Annotated in this window: 11 protein-coding genes; 5 read left to right on the top strand and 6 right to left on the bottom strand. The window is 65.5% G+C overall.

The genetic code is table 11. The features are described 5' to 3' along the window. Positions 1–3: 3 nt before the first annotated feature. The 3 genes from gyrB to dnaN form a co-directional block, all read right to left on the bottom strand. Positions 4–2,427, bottom strand: a complete 2,424-nt coding sequence (gene gyrB / locus ACFSX5_RS09670) for a DNA topoisomerase (ATP-hydrolyzing) subunit B (RefSeq protein ID WP_386833128.1) — start codon at positions 2,425–2,427, stop codon at positions 4–6. 123 nt (positions 2,428–2,550) lie between these two features. Further along, the gene (gene recF / locus ACFSX5_RS09675; RefSeq protein ID WP_386833129.1) at positions 2,551–3,663 is read right to left on the bottom strand and encodes a DNA replication/repair protein RecF; all 1,113 of its coding nucleotides are present in this window, start codon (positions 3,661–3,663) and stop codon (positions 2,551–2,553) included. A gap of 37 nt (positions 3,664–3,700) precedes the next feature. Next, a complete protein-coding gene (gene dnaN / locus ACFSX5_RS09680) occupies positions 3,701–4,825 on the bottom strand; it encodes a DNA polymerase III subunit beta (protein ID WP_386833131.1) in 1,125 nt (374 codons plus the stop codon). 171 nt (positions 4,826–4,996) lie between these two features. Between dnaN and ACFSX5_RS09685 the strand changes: the two genes are divergently transcribed. Further along, positions 4,997–5,389 (top strand): DUF6766 family protein, encoded by a 393-nt coding sequence (locus ACFSX5_RS09685; RefSeq protein WP_386833132.1) that lies wholly within the window; start codon positions 4,997–4,999, stop codon positions 5,387–5,389. Between the two features lie 24 nt (positions 5,390–5,413). Here ACFSX5_RS09685 and dnaA read toward each other — a convergent pair whose 3' ends face one another. The 3 genes from dnaA to mutM form a co-directional block, all read right to left on the bottom strand. Then, the gene (gene dnaA, locus ACFSX5_RS09690) at positions 5,414–6,880 is read right to left on the bottom strand and encodes a chromosomal replication initiator protein DnaA (RefSeq protein ID WP_386833133.1); all 1,467 of its coding nucleotides are present in this window, start codon (positions 6,878–6,880) and stop codon (positions 5,414–5,416) included. 870 nt (positions 6,881–7,750) lie between these two features. Continuing rightward, on the bottom strand, positions 7,751–8,017 hold the full coding sequence (gene rpsT / locus ACFSX5_RS09695) for a 30S ribosomal protein S20 (RefSeq protein ID WP_386833134.1): 267 nt from the start codon (positions 8,015–8,017) through the stop codon (positions 7,751–7,753). 155 nt (positions 8,018–8,172) lie between these two features. After that, positions 8,173–9,060: a bifunctional DNA-formamidopyrimidine glycosylase/DNA-(apurinic or apyrimidinic site) lyase gene (gene mutM, locus ACFSX5_RS09700; protein WP_386833135.1), complete on the bottom strand. Its 888-nt coding sequence runs from the start codon at positions 9,058–9,060 to the stop codon at positions 8,173–8,175. A 96-nt stretch (positions 9,061–9,156) separates the two neighbouring features. On the opposite strand from mutM, the gene ubiE reads away from it, so the two are divergent. From ubiE to ACFSX5_RS09720, 4 genes are all read left to right on the top strand, one after another. Beyond that, a complete protein-coding gene (ubiE, locus tag ACFSX5_RS09705; RefSeq protein ID WP_386833136.1) occupies positions 9,157–9,921 on the top strand; it encodes a bifunctional demethylmenaquinone methyltransferase/2-methoxy-6-polyprenyl-1,4-benzoquinol methylase UbiE in 765 nt (254 codons plus the stop codon). Positions 9,922–9,924: 3 nt separating this feature from the next. After that, positions 9,925–11,487: a 2-polyprenylphenol 6-hydroxylase gene (gene ubiB, locus ACFSX5_RS09710; protein ID WP_386833137.1), complete on the top strand. Its 1,563-nt coding sequence runs from the start codon at positions 9,925–9,927 to the stop codon at positions 11,485–11,487. A gap of 125 nt (positions 11,488–11,612) precedes the next feature. Continuing rightward, positions 11,613–14,327: a DNA mismatch repair protein MutS gene (gene mutS, locus ACFSX5_RS09715; protein ID WP_386833139.1), complete on the top strand. Its 2,715-nt coding sequence runs from the start codon at positions 11,613–11,615 to the stop codon at positions 14,325–14,327. Next, positions 14,308–17,106 (top strand): [protein-PII] uridylyltransferase, encoded by a 2,799-nt coding sequence (locus tag ACFSX5_RS09720; RefSeq protein WP_386833140.1) that lies wholly within the window; start codon positions 14,308–14,310, stop codon positions 17,104–17,106. The genes mutS and ACFSX5_RS09720 overlap by 20 nt, the downstream gene beginning before the upstream one ends. The last annotated feature ends 63 nt before the right edge of the window (positions 17,107–17,169 follow it).

The following is a 17,169-nucleotide window of genomic DNA, read 5'->3' on the forward strand; positions in this document are numbered from 1 at the left end:
CTGCTAGACGTCGAGATTGCTGACGCTGAGCGCGTTGTCCTGGATGAAGTCGCGGCGCGGCTCCACCAGGTCGCCCATCAGCGCCGTGAAGATCTGGTCGGCTTCGCTCGACTCGTCGATATGCACCTGGAGCAGGGTGCGGGCGTTGGGATCGAGCGTGGTTTCCCACAGCTGCTCGGCGTTCATCTCGCCCAGCCCCTTGTAGCGCTGCAGCGACACGCCTTTGCGGCCGGCATCGGTCACTGCCTTGAACAGCGAACCCGGGCCATAGATCGGCTGCGTGTCGCCCTTGCGGGTCAGCGTCGGTACCCCGCCATAGAGTTCGTCGAGCCGTTCCGCCAACTGGCGCAGCTTGCGCGCATCAGCGCTCTGCAGCAGGGCCTGATCGAGGATGTGGCGCTCGGTCACGCCGCGCACGGTGCGCGAGAATACCACGCCGTCATCGGTGACTTCGCCCGTCCAGCCGCGTTCGAGTTCGTCGGAAATGCGGTCGAGCCGGTTCGACACGCGGGTCAGGACCTCGTCGACCCGGGCTGGATCATCGATCGCCTCGGGGTCGAGCCCGCCGACGATCGCGGCCTGTTCCACCAGATTGCGGTTGTAGCGGGTGTTGAGGTTGTCGACGGCATGAACGATGTCGCGGGCCTGCTGGGTGATCGCCAGCAGGTCCGGGCCGGCATGCTCGATGCCGTCCCTTGTCTTGAATACCGCGTCTTCGAGGCCGGCTTCCATCAGGTACTTGTCGAGCGCCGCCTCATCCTTGAGGTACTGCTCCGAGCGGCCGCGCGTCGCCTTGTAGAGGGGCGGCTGCGCAATATAGATGTGGCCGCGCTCCAGCAGTTCCGGCGTCTGCCGGTAGAAGAAGGTCAGAAGCAGCGTGCGGATGTGGGCGCCGTCGACGTCGGCGTCCGTCATGATGATGATCTTGTGGTAGCGCAGCTTGTCGGCGTTGAACTCCTCGCGGCCGATGCCGGTGCCGAGCGCGGTGATCAGCGTGCCGACCTGGTCGGACGAGATCATGCGATCGAACCGCGCACGCTCGACATTGAGGATCTTGCCGCGCAGCGGCAGCACCGCCTGATTGGAGCGGTCGCGGCCCTGCTTGGCGGAGCCACCCGCCGAGTCACCCTCGACGATGAAGATTTCGGACTTGGCCGGATCGCGCTCCTGGCAGTCGGCGAGCTTGCCGGGGAGCGAGGAAATCTCGAGCGCGCCCTTGCGGCGGGTGAGTTCGCGCGCCTTGCGGGCGGCCTCGCGGGCCGCGGCGGCTTCCACCACCTTGCCGACGATGACCTTGGCCTCGTTGGGGTGCTCCTCGAACCACTGGCCGAGCTTGTCGTTGACGACGTTCTCGACCACCGGACGCACTTCGGAGGAGACCAGCTTGTCCTTGGTCTGCGAGGAGAATTTCGGATCCGGCACCTTGACCGAGAGGACGCAGGTCAGCCCCTCGCGGGTGTCGTCGCCCGAAAGTTCGACCTTCTCCTTCTTGGCGATGCCGGAGCTGTTGGCATAGCCGGTGACCTGGCGCGTCAGCGCGGCGCGGAGGCCGGCAAGGTGCGTGCCGCCATCGCGCTGGGGGATGTTGTTGGTGAAGCAGAAGACGTTCTCGTGGTAACTGTCATTCCACTGCAGCGCCACTTCCACCGTGATGCCGTCCTTTTCGGCGGTCATGGTGATCGGCCGATCCAACACCGGCTGCTTGGCCTTGTCGAGATAGTTGACGAACGCCTCGAGCCCGCCCTCGTAGTGAAGCTCCACTTCCACCGGCTCCGGGTGGCGTCGGTCGGACAGGACGATGCGCACACCGGAGTTGAGGAAGGCGAGTTCGCGCAGCCGGTGTTCCAGCGTCTTGAAGTCGAAGTCGGTCATGGTGAAGGTCTGCGGGCTCGGCAGGAAGGTGACTTCCGTGCCCGAGCGGCCTTCATACTCACCCACCACCTCGAGCGGCCCGTCGGCATCGCCATGGGTGAAGGTCATCTCGTGGATCTTGCCGTTCTGGCGGATGCGCAGGCGCAGCCAGACGGACAGGGCGTTCACCACCGACACACCGACGCCGTGCAGACCGCCGGAGACCTTGTAGGAGTTCTGGTCGAACTTACCGCCGGCATGGAGCTGGGTCATGATGACCTCGGCCGCCGACACGCCTTCTTCCTTGTGGATGCCGGTCGGGATCCCGCGGCCATTGTCGGTCACCGTGACCGAACCATCGGCATTGAGGGTGACAGTCACCAGATCGGCGTGGCCGGCCAGTGCCTCGTCGATGGCGTTGTCCACCACCTCGTAGACCATGTGGTGAAGGCCCGAGCCATCGTCGGTGTCGCCGATATACATGCCCGGCCGCTTGCGAACTGCATCGAGGCCTTTCAGCACCTTGATGCTGTCGGCGCCGTATTCATTCGGAACGGGAGCAGGAGCGTCGGTCATGAGGTCGAATCGGTTCTTTTTCTGGATGGGTTTGTTCTAGCGGAACGGGGTGCCGACCCCAAGGAAAATGGGCATTTTCGGGGGCTTTCACCCGGATTTTGACTGCGTTTCGTTACCCTGAGTTCAGCCGAGGGTCAGTCGGCCGTCCTTTACGGCAACACGCTGCGCCCGATCGCCCATGGCCTCGAACAAAACGGCGTCCGTGCCGGTAAGAAAACACTGGGTACCGAGGCCGTCGAGGGCGAGGAACAGGGCGCGCCGCCGGTCGGGGTCGAGATGGGCGGCGATCTCGTCGAGCAGCAGGAAGGGGGTGATCGCGGTCCTCAGCTTCACCAGTCGTGCATGGGCGAGTATCAGCCCGATCAACAGGGCCTTCTGCTCCCCTGTCGAGCCCAATGCGGCCGGCATGCCCTTTTGGGCATAGGTTACCTGGAGATCGACACGGTGTGGTCCTGATATGGTGCGTCCGGCGGCGCGATCAAGGGCCCGAGACGCCCGCCAGCCGCTGCTCAGCGCCGATTCCAGCTCCGTCAGGCCCGTTGGCTCCGCCCCGCTCTCGAACAGCGGCGTCAGCGCCAGATGCGCGGCCGGGAAACTCGCATCCTCGAGGCTCTCCGCAATCAGCGCCTGCAGGTGCTCAAGGCTGTCGGCGCGGGCGATGTGGATCTGGGTGCCGAGTTCTGCCATCTGCACCTCGACGGCGTTGAGCCAGGCAGGATCGGCGTCCTCCTCGAGCAGGCGGTTGCGGTGGCGCATGGCCTTCTCGTAGTCGCCGACCGCGGCCGAGTGCGAGGGGATCAGCGTCGTCACCAGACGGTCCAGAAACCGCCGGCGATCGGAGGCGGGGCCGGAGAACAGCCCGTCCATGGCCGGGGTGAGCCAGAGCACCCGCAGATAGTCGCTCAGCAATTCCACCGAGCGGGCATTGGCGCCGTTGATGCGCACGCGCCGCCCACCTTCGGCCGCCGCGCCGGTGCCGAGATCGGAGGGGCCGTCATGGGTCTCGACCGTTGCCGCTACCGCCCAGGGCTGATCGCTGCCCTGCTGCTGCAGCGTGTCGAAGCCGGCATTCCGCAGGCCACGGCCGGGGGAGAGCACCGATATGGCTTCCAGCAAATTGGTCTTGCCGGCGCCGTTGGGGCCGGTCAGCACCACATGGCGCTGGTCGAGATCGAGTGCCGCCGCAGCATAGTTGCGAAAGGCGGTGAGGCGCAGGCGGGAAAGATGGCGGGTCATGTCGACGCCGCAGCGCGGGCCGGGATCGCTGCCGTCCTCACACGCGCATCGGCATCAGCACGTAGAGCGCCCGCGCTTCACCCTCTTCCTTCACCAGTGTCGGCGAGCCGGCATCGTTGAACAGGAAAATGGCGTTCTCGGATCGGATCTGGCCGATGATGTCGAGCAGGTAACGGGCATTGAAGCCGATCTCGAAGCCCTCGGTCTCGAACTCGACCGGCAGTTCTTCGCTGGCGGTGCCGTGATCGGGGTTGGTCACCGACAGTTCCAGCATGCCCTCGTTGGCATGGAGCTTGACGGCCTTGCCACCGCGCTCGGACGCAATGGTCGAGACGCGGTCGACGGCGATGGCAAAGCTCTGCCGGTCGACCGTCATCTGCTTGTCGTTGTTCTTGGGCGTCACCCGGTCATAGTCGGGGAAAGTGCCCTCGATCAGCTTGGACAGCAGCACCACCGAGCCGAGGCTGAAGCGGATCTTGGTGTCGGAGACTTCGACCTTCACGTCCTCTTCGGCAGCGCCATCGAGCAGCTTCTGCACCTCGCCCACAGTCTTTTTCGGCACGATGATGCCCGGCATGCCACCGGAACCCGCCGGGGCCTCGATCTCGGCACGGGCCAGGCGATGCCCGTCGGTTGCGACCGCCCGCAACAGGGTGCCGGCGTTGGAGACGTCGACGGTGTGGAAGTAGATGCCGTTGAGATAGTAGCGCGTCTCTTCATTCGAGATCGCGAACTGCGTGCGCTCGATCAGCTCGCGCAGGGCAGGGGCGGGCATCTGGAATTCGTGACCGAAGCTGCCGGACTTGAGGTCGGGGAAGCTGTCGGGGTTGAGGCAGGCGAGATTGAAGCGCGAGCGGCCCGAGGTCAGCACCATGTTGTCGCTGCCGTCGGTTTCGAGGCGGACTTCCGAGCCGTCCGCCAGCTTGCGGACAATCTCATAGAGCGTGTGCGCCGGCACGGTGGTGGTGCCCGGCGTCGACACCATCGCCGGCACCATCTCCGTGACTTCGATGTCGAGGTCGGTCGCGCGCAGCTCGACCCGATCGTCGGCCGCCTTCAGCAGCACGTTGGCCAGGATCGGATAGGTATTCCGCCGCTCCACCACCCGATGCACATGGCCCAGTGACTTGAGCAGATGATTGCGTTCGAGCGTGATCTTCATGCGGCGACTTCCCTGGCACTCAAGGCTGCCAAGCGGCAGCGAACCCCCGGCGAACCGGGCTTGGACATTTACAATTCGGTAGCCAAAACGCAAGCGCGAGCGCCTGTTGCGCCGAGCTTTGCACAGGCGGGGCTGCGCGCAACCGCGTCATTGCGCCGCGCGGGACAGTCCGTGTGGAAGAAATACAGCTATGGCTGGGTGACGCTGGGCTTCTTCCTCATCACGCTGGTGGGGCATTGGGTCTTCGGCTGGTTTGCCTTTGCCGAAGAGCAGGCGTCGCACGGCCAGCCTGCCGAGTTCAGCCCGTATCTGGTCGAGATGCTGCGCGACACGCTGGAGAACTGGCAGTCGGAGTTCCTGCAACTGCTCTGGCAGGTCGGTGGCCTCGCTTTCCTGCTCTATCTCGGCTCACCGCAATCCAAGGAAGGTGATGATCGCGTCGAAGCCAAGATCGACGAGATCCTCAAGCGCATCGCGCCCGAAGAGGGGCAGAAGATCATCAACGAACTGGATGAGGCCTATGCGGGCCGGCACACCGACCCGCACTACCAGGCGCCCGAATAGCGAGCCTTATGGCTCGCCTACAGCCTACTCTTCCAGCATGCGCTTGAGCAGTTCGATCTCCTGGGCGAGATCGATGTCGTCCTTGATCATCTGCTCGACCTTGCGCACCGAGTGCAGCACGGTGGTGTGGTCGCGACCGCCGAAGCGCCGGCCGATCTCGGGCAAGGAGCGCGAGGTCAGCACCTTGGCAAGGAACATCGCGATCTGGCGCGGGCGTACCACGTCGCGCGAGCGGCGGGCCGACAGCAATTCGTTGCGCGGTACCTTGTAGTGGCGAGCGACGATCTTGAGGATGTCTTCGATGCGCACGCGGCGCGCATCGCGGGAGCGGATCAGGTCGGCAAGGGTCTTTTCCGCCAGGGGCACGGTGATCAGTTCACCGGTCAGCTGGTTGGCCGCGACCAGCCGGTTCACCGCGCCATCGAGGTCGCGGCCATGGCTGATCACCGCACGGGCGACATAGTCGATTACGGCCGCCGGGAAGTGCATGCCGAAGCGGGCAGTGGCCTGATCGGCGCGGCGCTGCACGATGGCGCGGCGCAGCTCGATGTCGAAGCCGGAGATTGGCACCACGAGCCCGCCCGACAGGCGCGAGCGGATACGCTCGTCGATCATTTCGAGATCGCGCGGCGGCGCATCGCCGGCAACCACGACCTGCTTGGCGCCCGTAAGGAGAGTGCCCAGCGTATGACCGAATTCGGTGGCCGACTTGCCCTGCAGGAACTGCATGTCGTCGATCAGCAGCAGGTCGACCCGGCGCAGCCACTCCTTGAAGCCGAGCGCCGACTGGCGCTGCACGGCGGTGATGAAGTGGTACATGAAGTGGTCGGCGGTCAGATAGACGATGTTCTTGGTCGGATCGGCCGCTTCCACCGCATGGGCGATGGCGTTGAGCAGGTGCGACTTGCCGAGTCCGACGGTGGAATGGATGTAGACCGGGTTGAAGGTCACGGTGTTGTTGATCGCCGCATTGGCGATCTGGCGGGCCACGCCGAAGGCCATCTCATTGGCCGAGCCGGGCACGAAGCTGTCGAAGGTCATGCGCGGGTCGATGGCGCTGCCGGAGAGGGCGTCGCCCTTGGCTGTATCGCGCACCAGACGGGGCGCAGCGGGGGCTGCCGGGGCGGGGGCGGTAGTGGCGACGCTGGCTGCGGGGGCCGGGGCGCTGGTCGTGGTGTTGGCGGCATCCGTTGCGACGGCGGAAGGCCGCGGCCGGGGCTGGCCGGCGACGCGCAGCGACACCTGGATGCGCTCGACACTCGGCTCGTCCTGCCGGAAAGCCTCGAGGATGCGGTCGGAATAGTTGGACTGGACCCAGGAACACAGGAACCGCGTCGGCGCCGACAGGTGCACCACGCCGTCCGCCAGATCGTCGAGCTCGAGCCTGGCGAACCAGGAGGTGAAGACGTCCTCGCCGACGCCGGCCTTGATGCGCGCCCGCACCCGGGCCCACAGGTCACGGCGATCGAGGCCATCGTCTTGGGTGGTCATGACAGGGTCCTTGCCTTCAGTCGTGGTGGAGGTGGAAGGCGCCGTGGCACTCGACCAATCCCCCGTTCCGGCAGTTGCCTGTCGCATCATCTTGAGCCCCGTTTCTCATGCTGCCGGTCCGCACCGGCAGTGTCTTGCCTCAGATCGCGGCCTTCCGTCCTGAAAGAGCCACAGCTTCGCCCGTGCACCTGCCAGCAGCAGGCACAGTTTTTCTGACCGCGGCCTTGTCGAGCCGTCGGTGCCTAACCCTTGTCGTCGTGATCCCCGGTCAATTCAGACCGGATTGAGCCTATCCACCGGCCAGAAAAAAGCCGTCGGACTTGCCGAATGCCAATTCAATCTTCACCGAATATGACCCCGGCCGAAAAATCGGCCTGCCCCGAAAACAAACCCCTTGAACCTCATCAGCCGGGGTGAGACGCTCGTTTTCGGCGCCGCTTTTCCCTGCTGACCAAGGCACTCTAGAGGGAGCATTTTGGGCCCGCAACCGCCATAAATCCAAAAACGGGGCTTGACTCTGTCGCTGCTGACCAAGGGGCCCGGCGGGTGCAAAAGTGCCTTTCCACAACCGTTTGGGACTCAATGCAGATTCGATTCACTAGCGGTTATCGAAGCCTAAAAAAATATTCCGTGACGCTTGCCCGGACCGTCGGGCGAAACGCCGCACCGCCTGCGCAAGCCTCTGACAACCCTTGACTTTCGAGCCAGCCACAGACTGGGAAAAGTGGTATCTACCACTGTCATGATGGTGTCACGAGCGCTGGAATCGGAAATGGCTTTGCCATTCCGTCACAAACAAAACGGGCTCCGCAATGGGAGCCCGGTCCGTCTGTTCAGCACTCCGGCAAGCCGGAGTGATGCATACTTGGATCAGGCGCTCAGCGCCTTCACCCGGCTGTTGAGGCGCGAGACCTTGCGGGCCGCCAGGTTGGCATGAACGATGCCCTTGTTCGCCGCGCGGTTGATCTCCGGCTCGGCAGCCTTCAGCGCCGTCATGGCCGCAGCGTGATCGCCCGAAGCAATCGCTTCTTCGACCTTGCGGATGAAGGTGCGAACGCGGCTGCGGCGCGACTTGTTGATCGCGGTGCGGGCTTCGATCTTGCGGGTAGCCTTCTTGGCTGACGGCGTATTGGCCATGAATGGTCCTCTTGGCGTCCAACCGGCCAGATGCGCCTCGCTCGAAGTCGCAACCATCCGGCATGAAATGAAAGCGGCGGCACAGGCGCCGCCAAGTCGCGGGGTCTATAGGGGAAAGACGGGAAAGCGTCAACTGTGATTCAGGTTCAGCCTGATCACGGCAGCTTCTGGCACACCGGGCAGAAGAAGGTGGACCGCCCCGACTGCACGATCCGCTCCACCGTGCCGGTGCAGAGCGGGGTAGGGCAGGGCTCCCCCTCCCGGTCATAGACGGCAAAGCGGTGCTGGAAATAGCCCGAGCCGCCTTCGGCGTTCCGAAAGTCCCTCAGCGTTGAACCACCGACCTCGATGGCCTCCACCAGCACCTGCCGCACGGCTTGAGCGAGACCTTCCAACATCGCCTTGGGTCTGCCTTTCGGGGTCACCAGCCGGCCGGCAGCGGCGGTGGGCAGGATATGAGCGCGGTGCAGCGCCTCGGCCACATAGATATTGCCGAGCCCCGCCACTACCCTCTGGTCCAGCAGCGCCGCCTTGATCGGCGCCTTCTTGCCGGCAAAGGCCTCCGCCATTCCTTCGGCATGGAAGTCGTTGCCGAGCGGCTCGGGCCCGAGCCCCTCGAGATACGGGCTGTCGGCCGGGTCGTCATAGAGTCCGATGAAGCCGAAGCGCCGCGGATCGGCATAGATCAGGTGCGAACGCCCGTGTTCCGGGTGGGCGATGGTCCACACCATGTGGTCGTGCTTTTCCGCCAGTGTCGGCTCGTAGTACCGCGGCGGTTTGTCGATCGGATGCTCGGCGAAGCGCCAGGAGCCGGTCATGCCGAGATGGCTTAATAGCGTCTTGCCGGTGGAAAGCGACATCAGGAGGTACTTGGCGCGCCGCCCCACGCCGGTGACGGTCGTCCCTTCCAGCGCCGCCTTCAGGCCTTCGGGAAACGGAAAGCGCAGGTCGGCCCGGTTCAAGGTCACCGCTTCGATGGTGGCGCCGGCAAGCCACGGCTCGAGGCCTCGGCGGACGGTTTCGACCTCGGGCAGTTCAGGCATCACCTCTCCTTAATCCATGTGCGGCTTTGTGCCATGGGCAACCCGACATGTCTTATATATGGTGCCGGCAAAATCGGAACCGAGCGAGCCAGACCCATGAGCGATCGCCAAGAGACCACCCATTTCGGCGAGCGGACCGTGCCGCTCGAAGAAAAGCAGGGCCTCGTCAATCAGGTGTTCCACGACGTTGCGGACCGCTACGACCTGATGAACGACCTGATGAGTGGCGGCATCCACCGGCTGTGGAAGGATGCCATGGTCACCGAACTCGCCCCGCCCAAGCGCGGCGCCCGCCCCTACCGGGTGCTCGATATGGCCGGCGGTACCGGCGACATCGCCGAGCGCATCCTCAATGCCTCGGTCGGTCACGCCGAAGTCGTGGTTTCCGACATCAATGCCGACATGCTGCGCGTGGGCGCTGAGCGCGCCCGCAACTGGCGCTACCCGGCTCAGGCGAGCTTCGTCGAGGCCAATGCCGAGCAACTGCCCTTCGAGGACAACAGCTTCGACGCCTATACGATCGCCTTCGGCATCCGCAACGTGCCGCGGATCGACCTGGCGCTCAAGGAAGCCCACCGGGTGCTGAAGCGCGGCGGGCGCATCCTGGTGCTCGAATTCTCGCAGGTGGATGTGCCCGGGTTCGACGCGATCTACCGCGCCTTTTCGGACCGGGTGATCCCGCCCATCGGCCGCGTGGTCACCGGCGATGCCCAGCCTTATGAGTACCTGGTGGAATCGATCCGCAAGTTCCCCTCGCCGCAGCTCTTCTCCTCGATGCTGGTCGGGGCCGGCTTCAAGCGGGTGAAGCACACCTCCTATTCGGGCAATATCGCCGTCCTGTTCTCGGGCTGGAAACTCTGACGCATGAGCCTGGGGGCGTATTTCCGGCTCGCACGAGCCGTATGGGTGTTGGCACGCGAAGGTGCCTTCTCGGTGCTGCCGACTGAATCGCTGCCGCCGATGGCGACTGCGGCGATCGGCATGGCGCGCCTCGTCGAACGTCGCTCGGTGCGGCGCACCGGCCGCGTCGACCGGCTCAACGCGGCGCTCAACAAGCTCGGCCCCACCTATGTGAAGTTCGGCCAGACGCTGGCCACCCGTCCCGATATCGTCGGCGTCGATGCCGCTGCCGATCTGTCGGGCCTGCAGGACCGCATGCCGCCCTTCGACCCGGCGCTGGTGCCCGCCATTCTTCAGGAGGCGCTCGGCACCAAGGCCACCGATATCGCCGAACTCAGCCCCCCGGTTGCGGCGGCATCCATCGCCCAGGTACACAAGGCGCGCATCGACAGCCCCTCCGGTGGGCGCGTGGTGGCGGTCAAGCTGCTGCGCCCCGGCGTCGCCCAGCGCTTCCGCGCCGATATCGAGGGCTTCTATGCCGGCGCCCGCTTCGCCGAACGCTTCATCCGCCCGGCAAGGCGGCTGAAGCCGACCGAGGTCTTGCAGACGCTCGATCATTCCGCCCGCCTTGAGCTCGACCTCCGCCTCGAGGCGGCCTCCATCTCGGAGATGAGCGAGAACATCAAGGGTGACACCGGCTTCGTCATCCCCACCGTCTCCTGGGATCACACGGCCCAGAACGTCCTTACCACCACCTGGATGGAAGGCATTCCGATCCGCGACCATGCCGCCATCGATGCCGCGGGTCTCGACCGGCGCAAGCTCGCCGCCCAACTGCTGCAGGCCTTCCTGCGCCACGCCATCCGCGACGGTTTCTTCCACGCCGACATGCACCCGGGCAACCTGTTCGCCGATCCGGCCACCGGCAACATCATCGCCGTCGACTTCGGCATCATGGGCCGGATCAACCGCTACGAGCGTCGGTTCCTGGCCGACATCCTCTACGGCTTCATCACCCGCAACTACCGGCTGGTCGCCGAACGGCACTTCGACATCGGCTATGTGCCCAAGAACCAGTCGGTCGACGACTTCACCCTGGCCATCCGCTCCATCGGCGAGCCGCTCCACGGCCGTACCGCCGCAGACATCTCGATGGCCAAGGTGCTGGGGCAGCTCTTTGCCATCACCGAACTGTTCTCGATGCAGACGCGTCCGGAACTCGTGCTGCTGCAGAAATCGATGGTACTGGTGGAAGGCGTCGCCCGTTCGCTCGATCCCAACCTTGATATCTGGACCGTCGCAGAGCCGGTGGTCGGCGAGTGGCTCCGCCGCGAGCAGGGCCCGATCGGCAAGCTCAACGACCTCGCCGATCACCTGCGCGCCTTCGGCGACGCCGCCAACCGCCTGCCGGTGCTGATCGCCGAGGCCGAACTGGCGCTGGCTGAACATCGTGCTGAACGCAATCGCCCGCGCGAGCGCGACGGCCTGTTGCGGGCAGCCTTGCTCGGCGTGCTGGGGCTCGGCGGACTGGTCCTCTTAGCCCTGCTCTACGTCCTGCTCCGCTTTGCGATGCAGCCCAGCCTCTAGGCAGAGGCGCGCTCGGGACCCGCAGCCGCGCTCGGTTGCCGGTGCAAAGCCGGGCCGCTGCGGTTGTAGCGCGCGGCCCGAGGTCCTAAGGTCCGGTCTTCCTCGAACTGGCCGCCCTTTTGCTGATGGACGTCTCCCTTCCCGATTCTGCCCCGGCCGGCGCCGCCGTGCAGCTGACGCCGATGATGGCGCAGTATTTCGAGATCAAGTCGGCCAATCCGGGGTACCTGCTGTTCTACCGGATGGGCGATTTCTACGAGCTGTTCTTCGAGGACGCCGAGATTGCCAGCGCCGTGCTCGGCATCGTGCTGACCAAGCGCGGCAAGCATCTGGGCCAGGACATCCAGATGTGCGGCGTGCCCATCCACGCCGCCAACGACTACCTCAACAAGCTGATCAAGCTCGGCCACCGCGTCGCCATCTGCGAGCAGGTGGAAGACCCGGCCGAAGCCAAGAAGCGCGGCTCCAAATCCGTGGTGAAGCGGGACGTGGTGCGGCTGGTGACCCCCGGCACCCTGACCGAAGACGATCACCTCGAGGCGCGTGCCGCCAACTACCTCGCCGCCATTTCCAGCGTCCGCCATGGCGACACAGATTTCGCCCTGGCCTGGGCTGATATTTCAACGGGCGAGACCTTCACTGCCGACCTCACCGCCGAGCAGGTGCTCGACGAACTCGCACGGATCGATGCTGCCGAACTGCTGATGAGCGCAGCAACCAGGGACGTCCTGTCCGAGCGGCAACTGCTGCCGCCCGCCTTCCTTGCGCGCACTCACGTCACGCCGCCGGAGAGCTTCGATAGCCAGGCGGCGGCGGACACGCTGCGCCAGGGCTTCCCCGCCGGCACCTTCGATCCGAGCGCTCTCTCCCGCGCTGCGCGGTCGGCGCTCGGCGCGCTGGTGGGGTATGTGCGCGATAGTCAGCGCGGGGCAGGGGTGGCGCTCCGGGCGCCGGTGATCGACAGCGCCGGCCGGCACCTCGCCATCGATGCGGCCACCCGCATGAGCCTCGAGCTCACCCAGACCCAACGTGGGCAGGTCACCGGCTCGCTCCGCCACAGCATCGACCTGACGGTCACCGCGCCCGGCTCGCGCCTGCTCGCCTCCCGTCTGGCGGCACCCCTCGCCGATGCTGCGGCCATCAATCACCGCCTCGATGCGGTGTCCTTCCTGACCGAAGACACACTGCTTGCGGGGCGGTTGCGCACCGAACTCAAGGCCGTACCCGACCTTGCCCGCGCCCTGACCCGCCTCGCCCTCGATCGCGGCGGTCCGCGCGACCTCGCCGCCATCGGCCGGGCCGTGGGTGGTGCCATCTCCGTCTCGCGCCTGCTGGCTGGTGCCGAGGCACTTCCCGCAGTGCTCGAGCGGCTCTCCGCTACCCTTGCCGCCGCACCGGTCGGCCTCGCCACCGATCTCGCTGCCGCGCTCGACGACGAACTGCCGCTGCTCGCCCGCGATGGCGGCTTCGTCCGCCAGGGCTATGATGCGAAGCTCGACGAAGAGCGCGCCCTCGGCAGCGAAACCCGCGCCGTGGTTGCAGCCCTGCAGGCTCGGCTCATCGCCGAGACCGACGTCAAGGCACTCAAGATCCGCCACAACGGCGTGCTCGGCTATTTCGTCGAAGTTCCCGCCGGACAGGGCAACAAGCTCCTCGAAGAACCGCACCGCCAGCTCTTCATCCATCGCCAGACCATGGCCAATGCCATACGCTTCACCACGGCGGAACTGGCCGATCTCGAGGGCCGCATCGCCCGTGCCCATGAAGCGGCGCTCGAGATCGAACGAAAGGTGTTCGCAAGCCTCCGCTATTCCGTGCTCGAGCGCACCGACCTGCTCCGCGCCCTTGCCGATGCCCTGGCCGAACTCGACGTCACCGCCGCGCTGGCCCATCTGGCGCTGACCCGCGGCTATGTGCGCCCCGAGGTCGATACCTCGCTCGCCTTCCATATCGAAGGCGGCCGCCACCCGGTGGTCGAGGAACGCACCATGGCTGAAGGCCGCAGCTTCGTTGCCAACGATGCCGAGTTGTCGGGCTCGGACGAGATCGGCGGCGGGCGGCTATGGCTGGTCACCGGCCCCAATATGGGCGGTAAATCGACCTTCCTGCGCCAGAACGCGCTGATCGCCATCCTCGCGCAGATGGGCAGCTTCGTGCCCGCGACCAGCGCCCATATCGGCGTTGTCGACCGCGTCTTCTCGCGTGTCGGTGCTTCCGACGATATCGCGCACGGCCGCTCCACCTTCATGGTCGAAATGGTCGAGACCGCCGCCATCCTCAACCGCGCGACCCGCCGCTCGCTGGTGGTGCTCGACGAGATCGGCCGCGGCACCGCCACCTTCGACGGTCTCTCCATCGCCTGGGCGGCGGTCGAGGCGCTGCACAATCAGACCGGGTGCCGGGCGCTGTTCGCCACCCACTTTCACGAGCTGACCAGCCTCGCCAAGACCCTGCCGCGGGTCAGCAACGTCACCATGAAGGTGCGCGAGTGGGAGGGCGAGGTGGTGTTCCTCCACGAGGTGGTGGAAGGTGCTGCCGACCGTTCATATGGCATTCAGGTTGCGCGTCTTGCCGGTCTGCCGGAGCCAGTTCTGGTCCGCGCGCGCCAAATCTTGAACACGCTCGAGGAGCGCTCCTCGGGCACCGCCTCTTCCGGCCAGCGGGCAAGCGTGCTAGACGATCTGCCGCTATTTGCCCACCAGCCGCCCGCTCGGCCGGTCGGGCCAGACCCGGTTCATCAGGCTCTCGATGGCATCCGCCCCGACGAGCTGACACCCCGGCAGGCCATCGAGGCGCTGTACGAGTTGAAGAAAATCCGCGATGACGCTCGCCGAAGCTGACGCAAAGCCGCGAAAACCGCTGTTCGCGCTGAAGTCCGCCGAAACCATCCTGAGCGAACTGGACGACGCCATCGGCGCGGACGATCCCAAGTCTACTGCCGCCCGCGCCAAGGTCCTCGCCCACATCCGCCAGACGCTGTCCGACGCCCGCAAATCCGCCGAGGCGGAACTGATCGCCACCGGCAAGGGCACCCGCTGCGCGCAAAACCTCAGCAACGCCGAGGACGAGATCATCGCGGCGGTCCACGCCTTCGCGACCCGCCGCGTCTACCCCGTCGACAACCCGTCCGGCGCCGAAGCCATCGGGCTCGCGGCCGTCGGTGGCTATGGTCGCGGCACGCTGGCACCGGGCTCCGACATCGACCTCCTTTTCATTCTGCCCTACAAGCAGACGCCCTGGGGCGAGCAGGTCACCGAATACATCCTCTATCTGCTGTGGGACCTCGGCCAGAAGGTCGGCCACGCCGTCCGTTCGGTCGATGAATGCATCCGCATGGCCAAGGCCGACATGACGGTCCGCACGGCCACGCTGGAGGCCCGGTTTCTCACCGGCGACAAGGCGCTCTTCGATCAGTTGGTCAAGCGCTTCGAAACCGAGGTGATGCCGAAGACCGGCCCCGAGTTCATCGCCGCCAAGATGGCCGAGCGCGACGAGCGCCACCGCCAGATGGGCAACACCCGCTACGTCGTCGAGCCCAACATCAAGGACGGCAAGGGGGGCCTGCGCGACCTCAACACCCTGTTCTGGATCGGCAAGTACTTCTACCAGGTCAAGACCTCGCAGGAGCTGGTGGGCAAGGGCGTGCTCTCGGCTGCCGACTACCGCCTGTTCAGCCGTGCCGAGGATTTCCTCTGGGCCGTGCGCTGCCACCTTCACTTCATCACCGGTCGTGCCGAGGAAAAGCTGACCTTCGACATGCAGCCGGAACTCGCTGAGCGCATGGGCTATGAGCGCCGCATCGGCATGCTCGGCGTAGAGCGCTTCATGAAGCGCTATTTCCTGGTGGCCAAGGATGTCGGCGACCTGACCCGCATCATCTGCGCCTCGCTTGAATTCAACCACGCCAAGGACATGGACCTGGTCGGACGGGTGCTGGCGCCGTTCCGCTCGGGCCGCTCGAAGATCAAGGGCGAAACCGACTTCGTCGTCGACACCGGCCGGCTCAACATCGCCAGGCCGGATGTGTTCGAGAAGGACCCGGTCAACCTCATCCGCATGTTCATGGTGGCGGGCCGTGAGGAACTGCTGTTCCACCCTGACGCGATCCAGGCGATCCGCCGCTCGCTCGGGCTGATCGACAACCGCTTGCGCAACGACCCTCGGGCGAACGAGTGCTTCCTGACGGTGCTGACCAGCCCGCTCTATGTCGAGCGCATCCTCAGGGCCATGAACGAGAGCGGCATGCTCGGCAAGTTCGTGCCGGAATTCGGCAAGATCGTCGCGCTGATGCAGTTCAACATGTACCACCACTACACGGTGGACGAGCATCTGATCCGCGCTGTTGGCGTCATGGCCGACATCGCAAATGGCGGTCTCAGGAACGAACTGCCGCTCACCCATGAATTGCTGCCGCAGCTCAACGATACGCGCCTGCTCTATGTGGCGCTCTTTCTCCACGACATCGCCAAGGGGCGCCCGGAGGACCACTCGATTGCCGGCGCCCGCATCGCCCGTCGTCTCTGCCCGCGCTTCGGGCTGACCCCGGCCGAGACCGACACCGTTGCCTGGCTGATCGAATACCATCTGTTGATGAGCGAAATCGCCCAGGCGCGCGACATTCAGGATCCCGAGACCGCCAATGCCTTCGCCGACGTGGTGCAGTCGCCGCAGCGGCTGGCGTTGCTGATGATCCTCACCGCCTGCGATATCCGCGCGGTCGGTCCTGGCGTCTGGTCAGGCTGGAAGGGCTCGCTCCTCCGCGCACTCTACTACGCCACCGAGCCGCTGCTGTCCGGCGGCCACTCGCAGGTGACCCAGTCCGATCGCATCGGCGCCGCCCGCGAGCAGTTGAGCAGAGCGCTCTCGGACTGGCCTACGGACGAAGTCGGCACCTATATCGGCCGACACTACGACCACTATTGGCTGCGCGCCGAACCGGAACTGCAGGTCGAGCATGCGAAGATGATCCGCAATGCCGACCGTGCCGGCGAGCCCTTCGCCGGCTCGATCCGGGTGAAGTCCTTCGAAGGCATCACCGAAGTCAGCTTCTACCTGCCCGACCATCCGCGCCTGCTGTCGCTGATCGCCGGCGCCTGCACCATGCAGGATGCCTCCATCATCGGCGCGCAGATATTCTCGACCCGCGACGGGCGCGCGCTCGACACCTTCCGCCTGCGCCGCAGCTTCACCTCCGATGAGGACGAGAAAGTTCGCGCCACCCGGATCATCGAGACCGTGCGTCAGCTCCTGCAGGGCAAGCGGCAGATCCTGATCGACCTCGGCAAGGAGTCGCGGCACAACAAGCGCCTCAAGCCCTTCGCCTTGCCGGCGCAGGTGTCGGTCTCGAACGCGCTGTCGGAGAAGTTCACTGTCATCGAGGTGTCGGGCCTCGATCGCATGGGCCTGCTCTATGCGTTGACCCACGCCATTTCCGACCTCAGCCTCACCATCGGCTCGGCCCATATCGGGACCTATGGCGAGAAGGCGGTGGACGTCTTCTACGTCACCGACCTCACCGGCCAGAAGATCATGTCCAAGCCGCGCCAGCGCAAGATCCACGACGCGCTGATGGCCGTGTTCGAGCCCCGCAAGGCCGAGCCGAAGGTGGTGAATGGCTAGCCCGGCGCGTCTGCCGCCAGATCCCCTCCCTAGCCCTCCCCTCAAGGGGGAGGGAAGGAAGGA

This window comes from Devosia albogilva (genome assembly GCF_042685625.1).
In the GTDB taxonomy this organism is placed as follows: Bacteria; Pseudomonadota; Alphaproteobacteria; order Rhizobiales; family Devosiaceae; genus Devosia; species Devosia albogilva.

What these genes read in the sequence shown, in the direction of transcription:
- gyrB (WP_386833128.1), bottom strand. Translation starts at nt 2,427, where the DNA reads ATGACCGACGCTCCTGCTCCCGTTCCGAATGAATACGGCGCCGACAGC.
- recF (WP_386833129.1), bottom strand. Translation starts at nt 3,663, where the DNA reads ATGACCCGCCATCTTTCCCGCCTGCGCCTCACCGCCTTTCGCAACTAT.
- dnaN (WP_386833131.1), bottom strand. Translation starts at nt 4,825, where the DNA reads ATGAAGATCACGCTCGAACGCAATCATCTGCTCAAGTCACTGGGCCAT.
- dnaA (WP_386833133.1), bottom strand. Translation starts at nt 6,880, where the DNA reads ATGACCACCCAAGACGATGGCCTCGATCGCCGTGACCTGTGGGCCCGG.
- rpsT (WP_386833134.1), bottom strand. Translation starts at nt 8,017, where the DNA reads ATGGCCAATACGCCGTCAGCCAAGAAGGCTACCCGCAAGATCGAAGCC.
- mutM (WP_386833135.1), bottom strand. Translation starts at nt 9,060, where the DNA reads ATGCCTGAACTGCCCGAGGTCGAAACCGTCCGCCGAGGCCTCGAGCCG.
- ubiE (WP_386833136.1), top strand. Translation starts at nt 9,157, where the DNA reads ATGAGCGATCGCCAAGAGACCACCCATTTCGGCGAGCGGACCGTGCCG.
- ubiB (WP_386833137.1), top strand. Translation starts at nt 9,925, where the DNA reads ATGAGCCTGGGGGCGTATTTCCGGCTCGCACGAGCCGTATGGGTGTTG.
- mutS (WP_386833139.1), top strand. Translation starts at nt 11,613, where the DNA reads ATGGACGTCTCCCTTCCCGATTCTGCCCCGGCCGGCGCCGCCGTGCAG.
- ACFSX5_RS09720 (WP_386833140.1), top strand. Translation starts at nt 14,308, where the DNA reads ATGACGCTCGCCGAAGCTGACGCAAAGCCGCGAAAACCGCTGTTCGCG.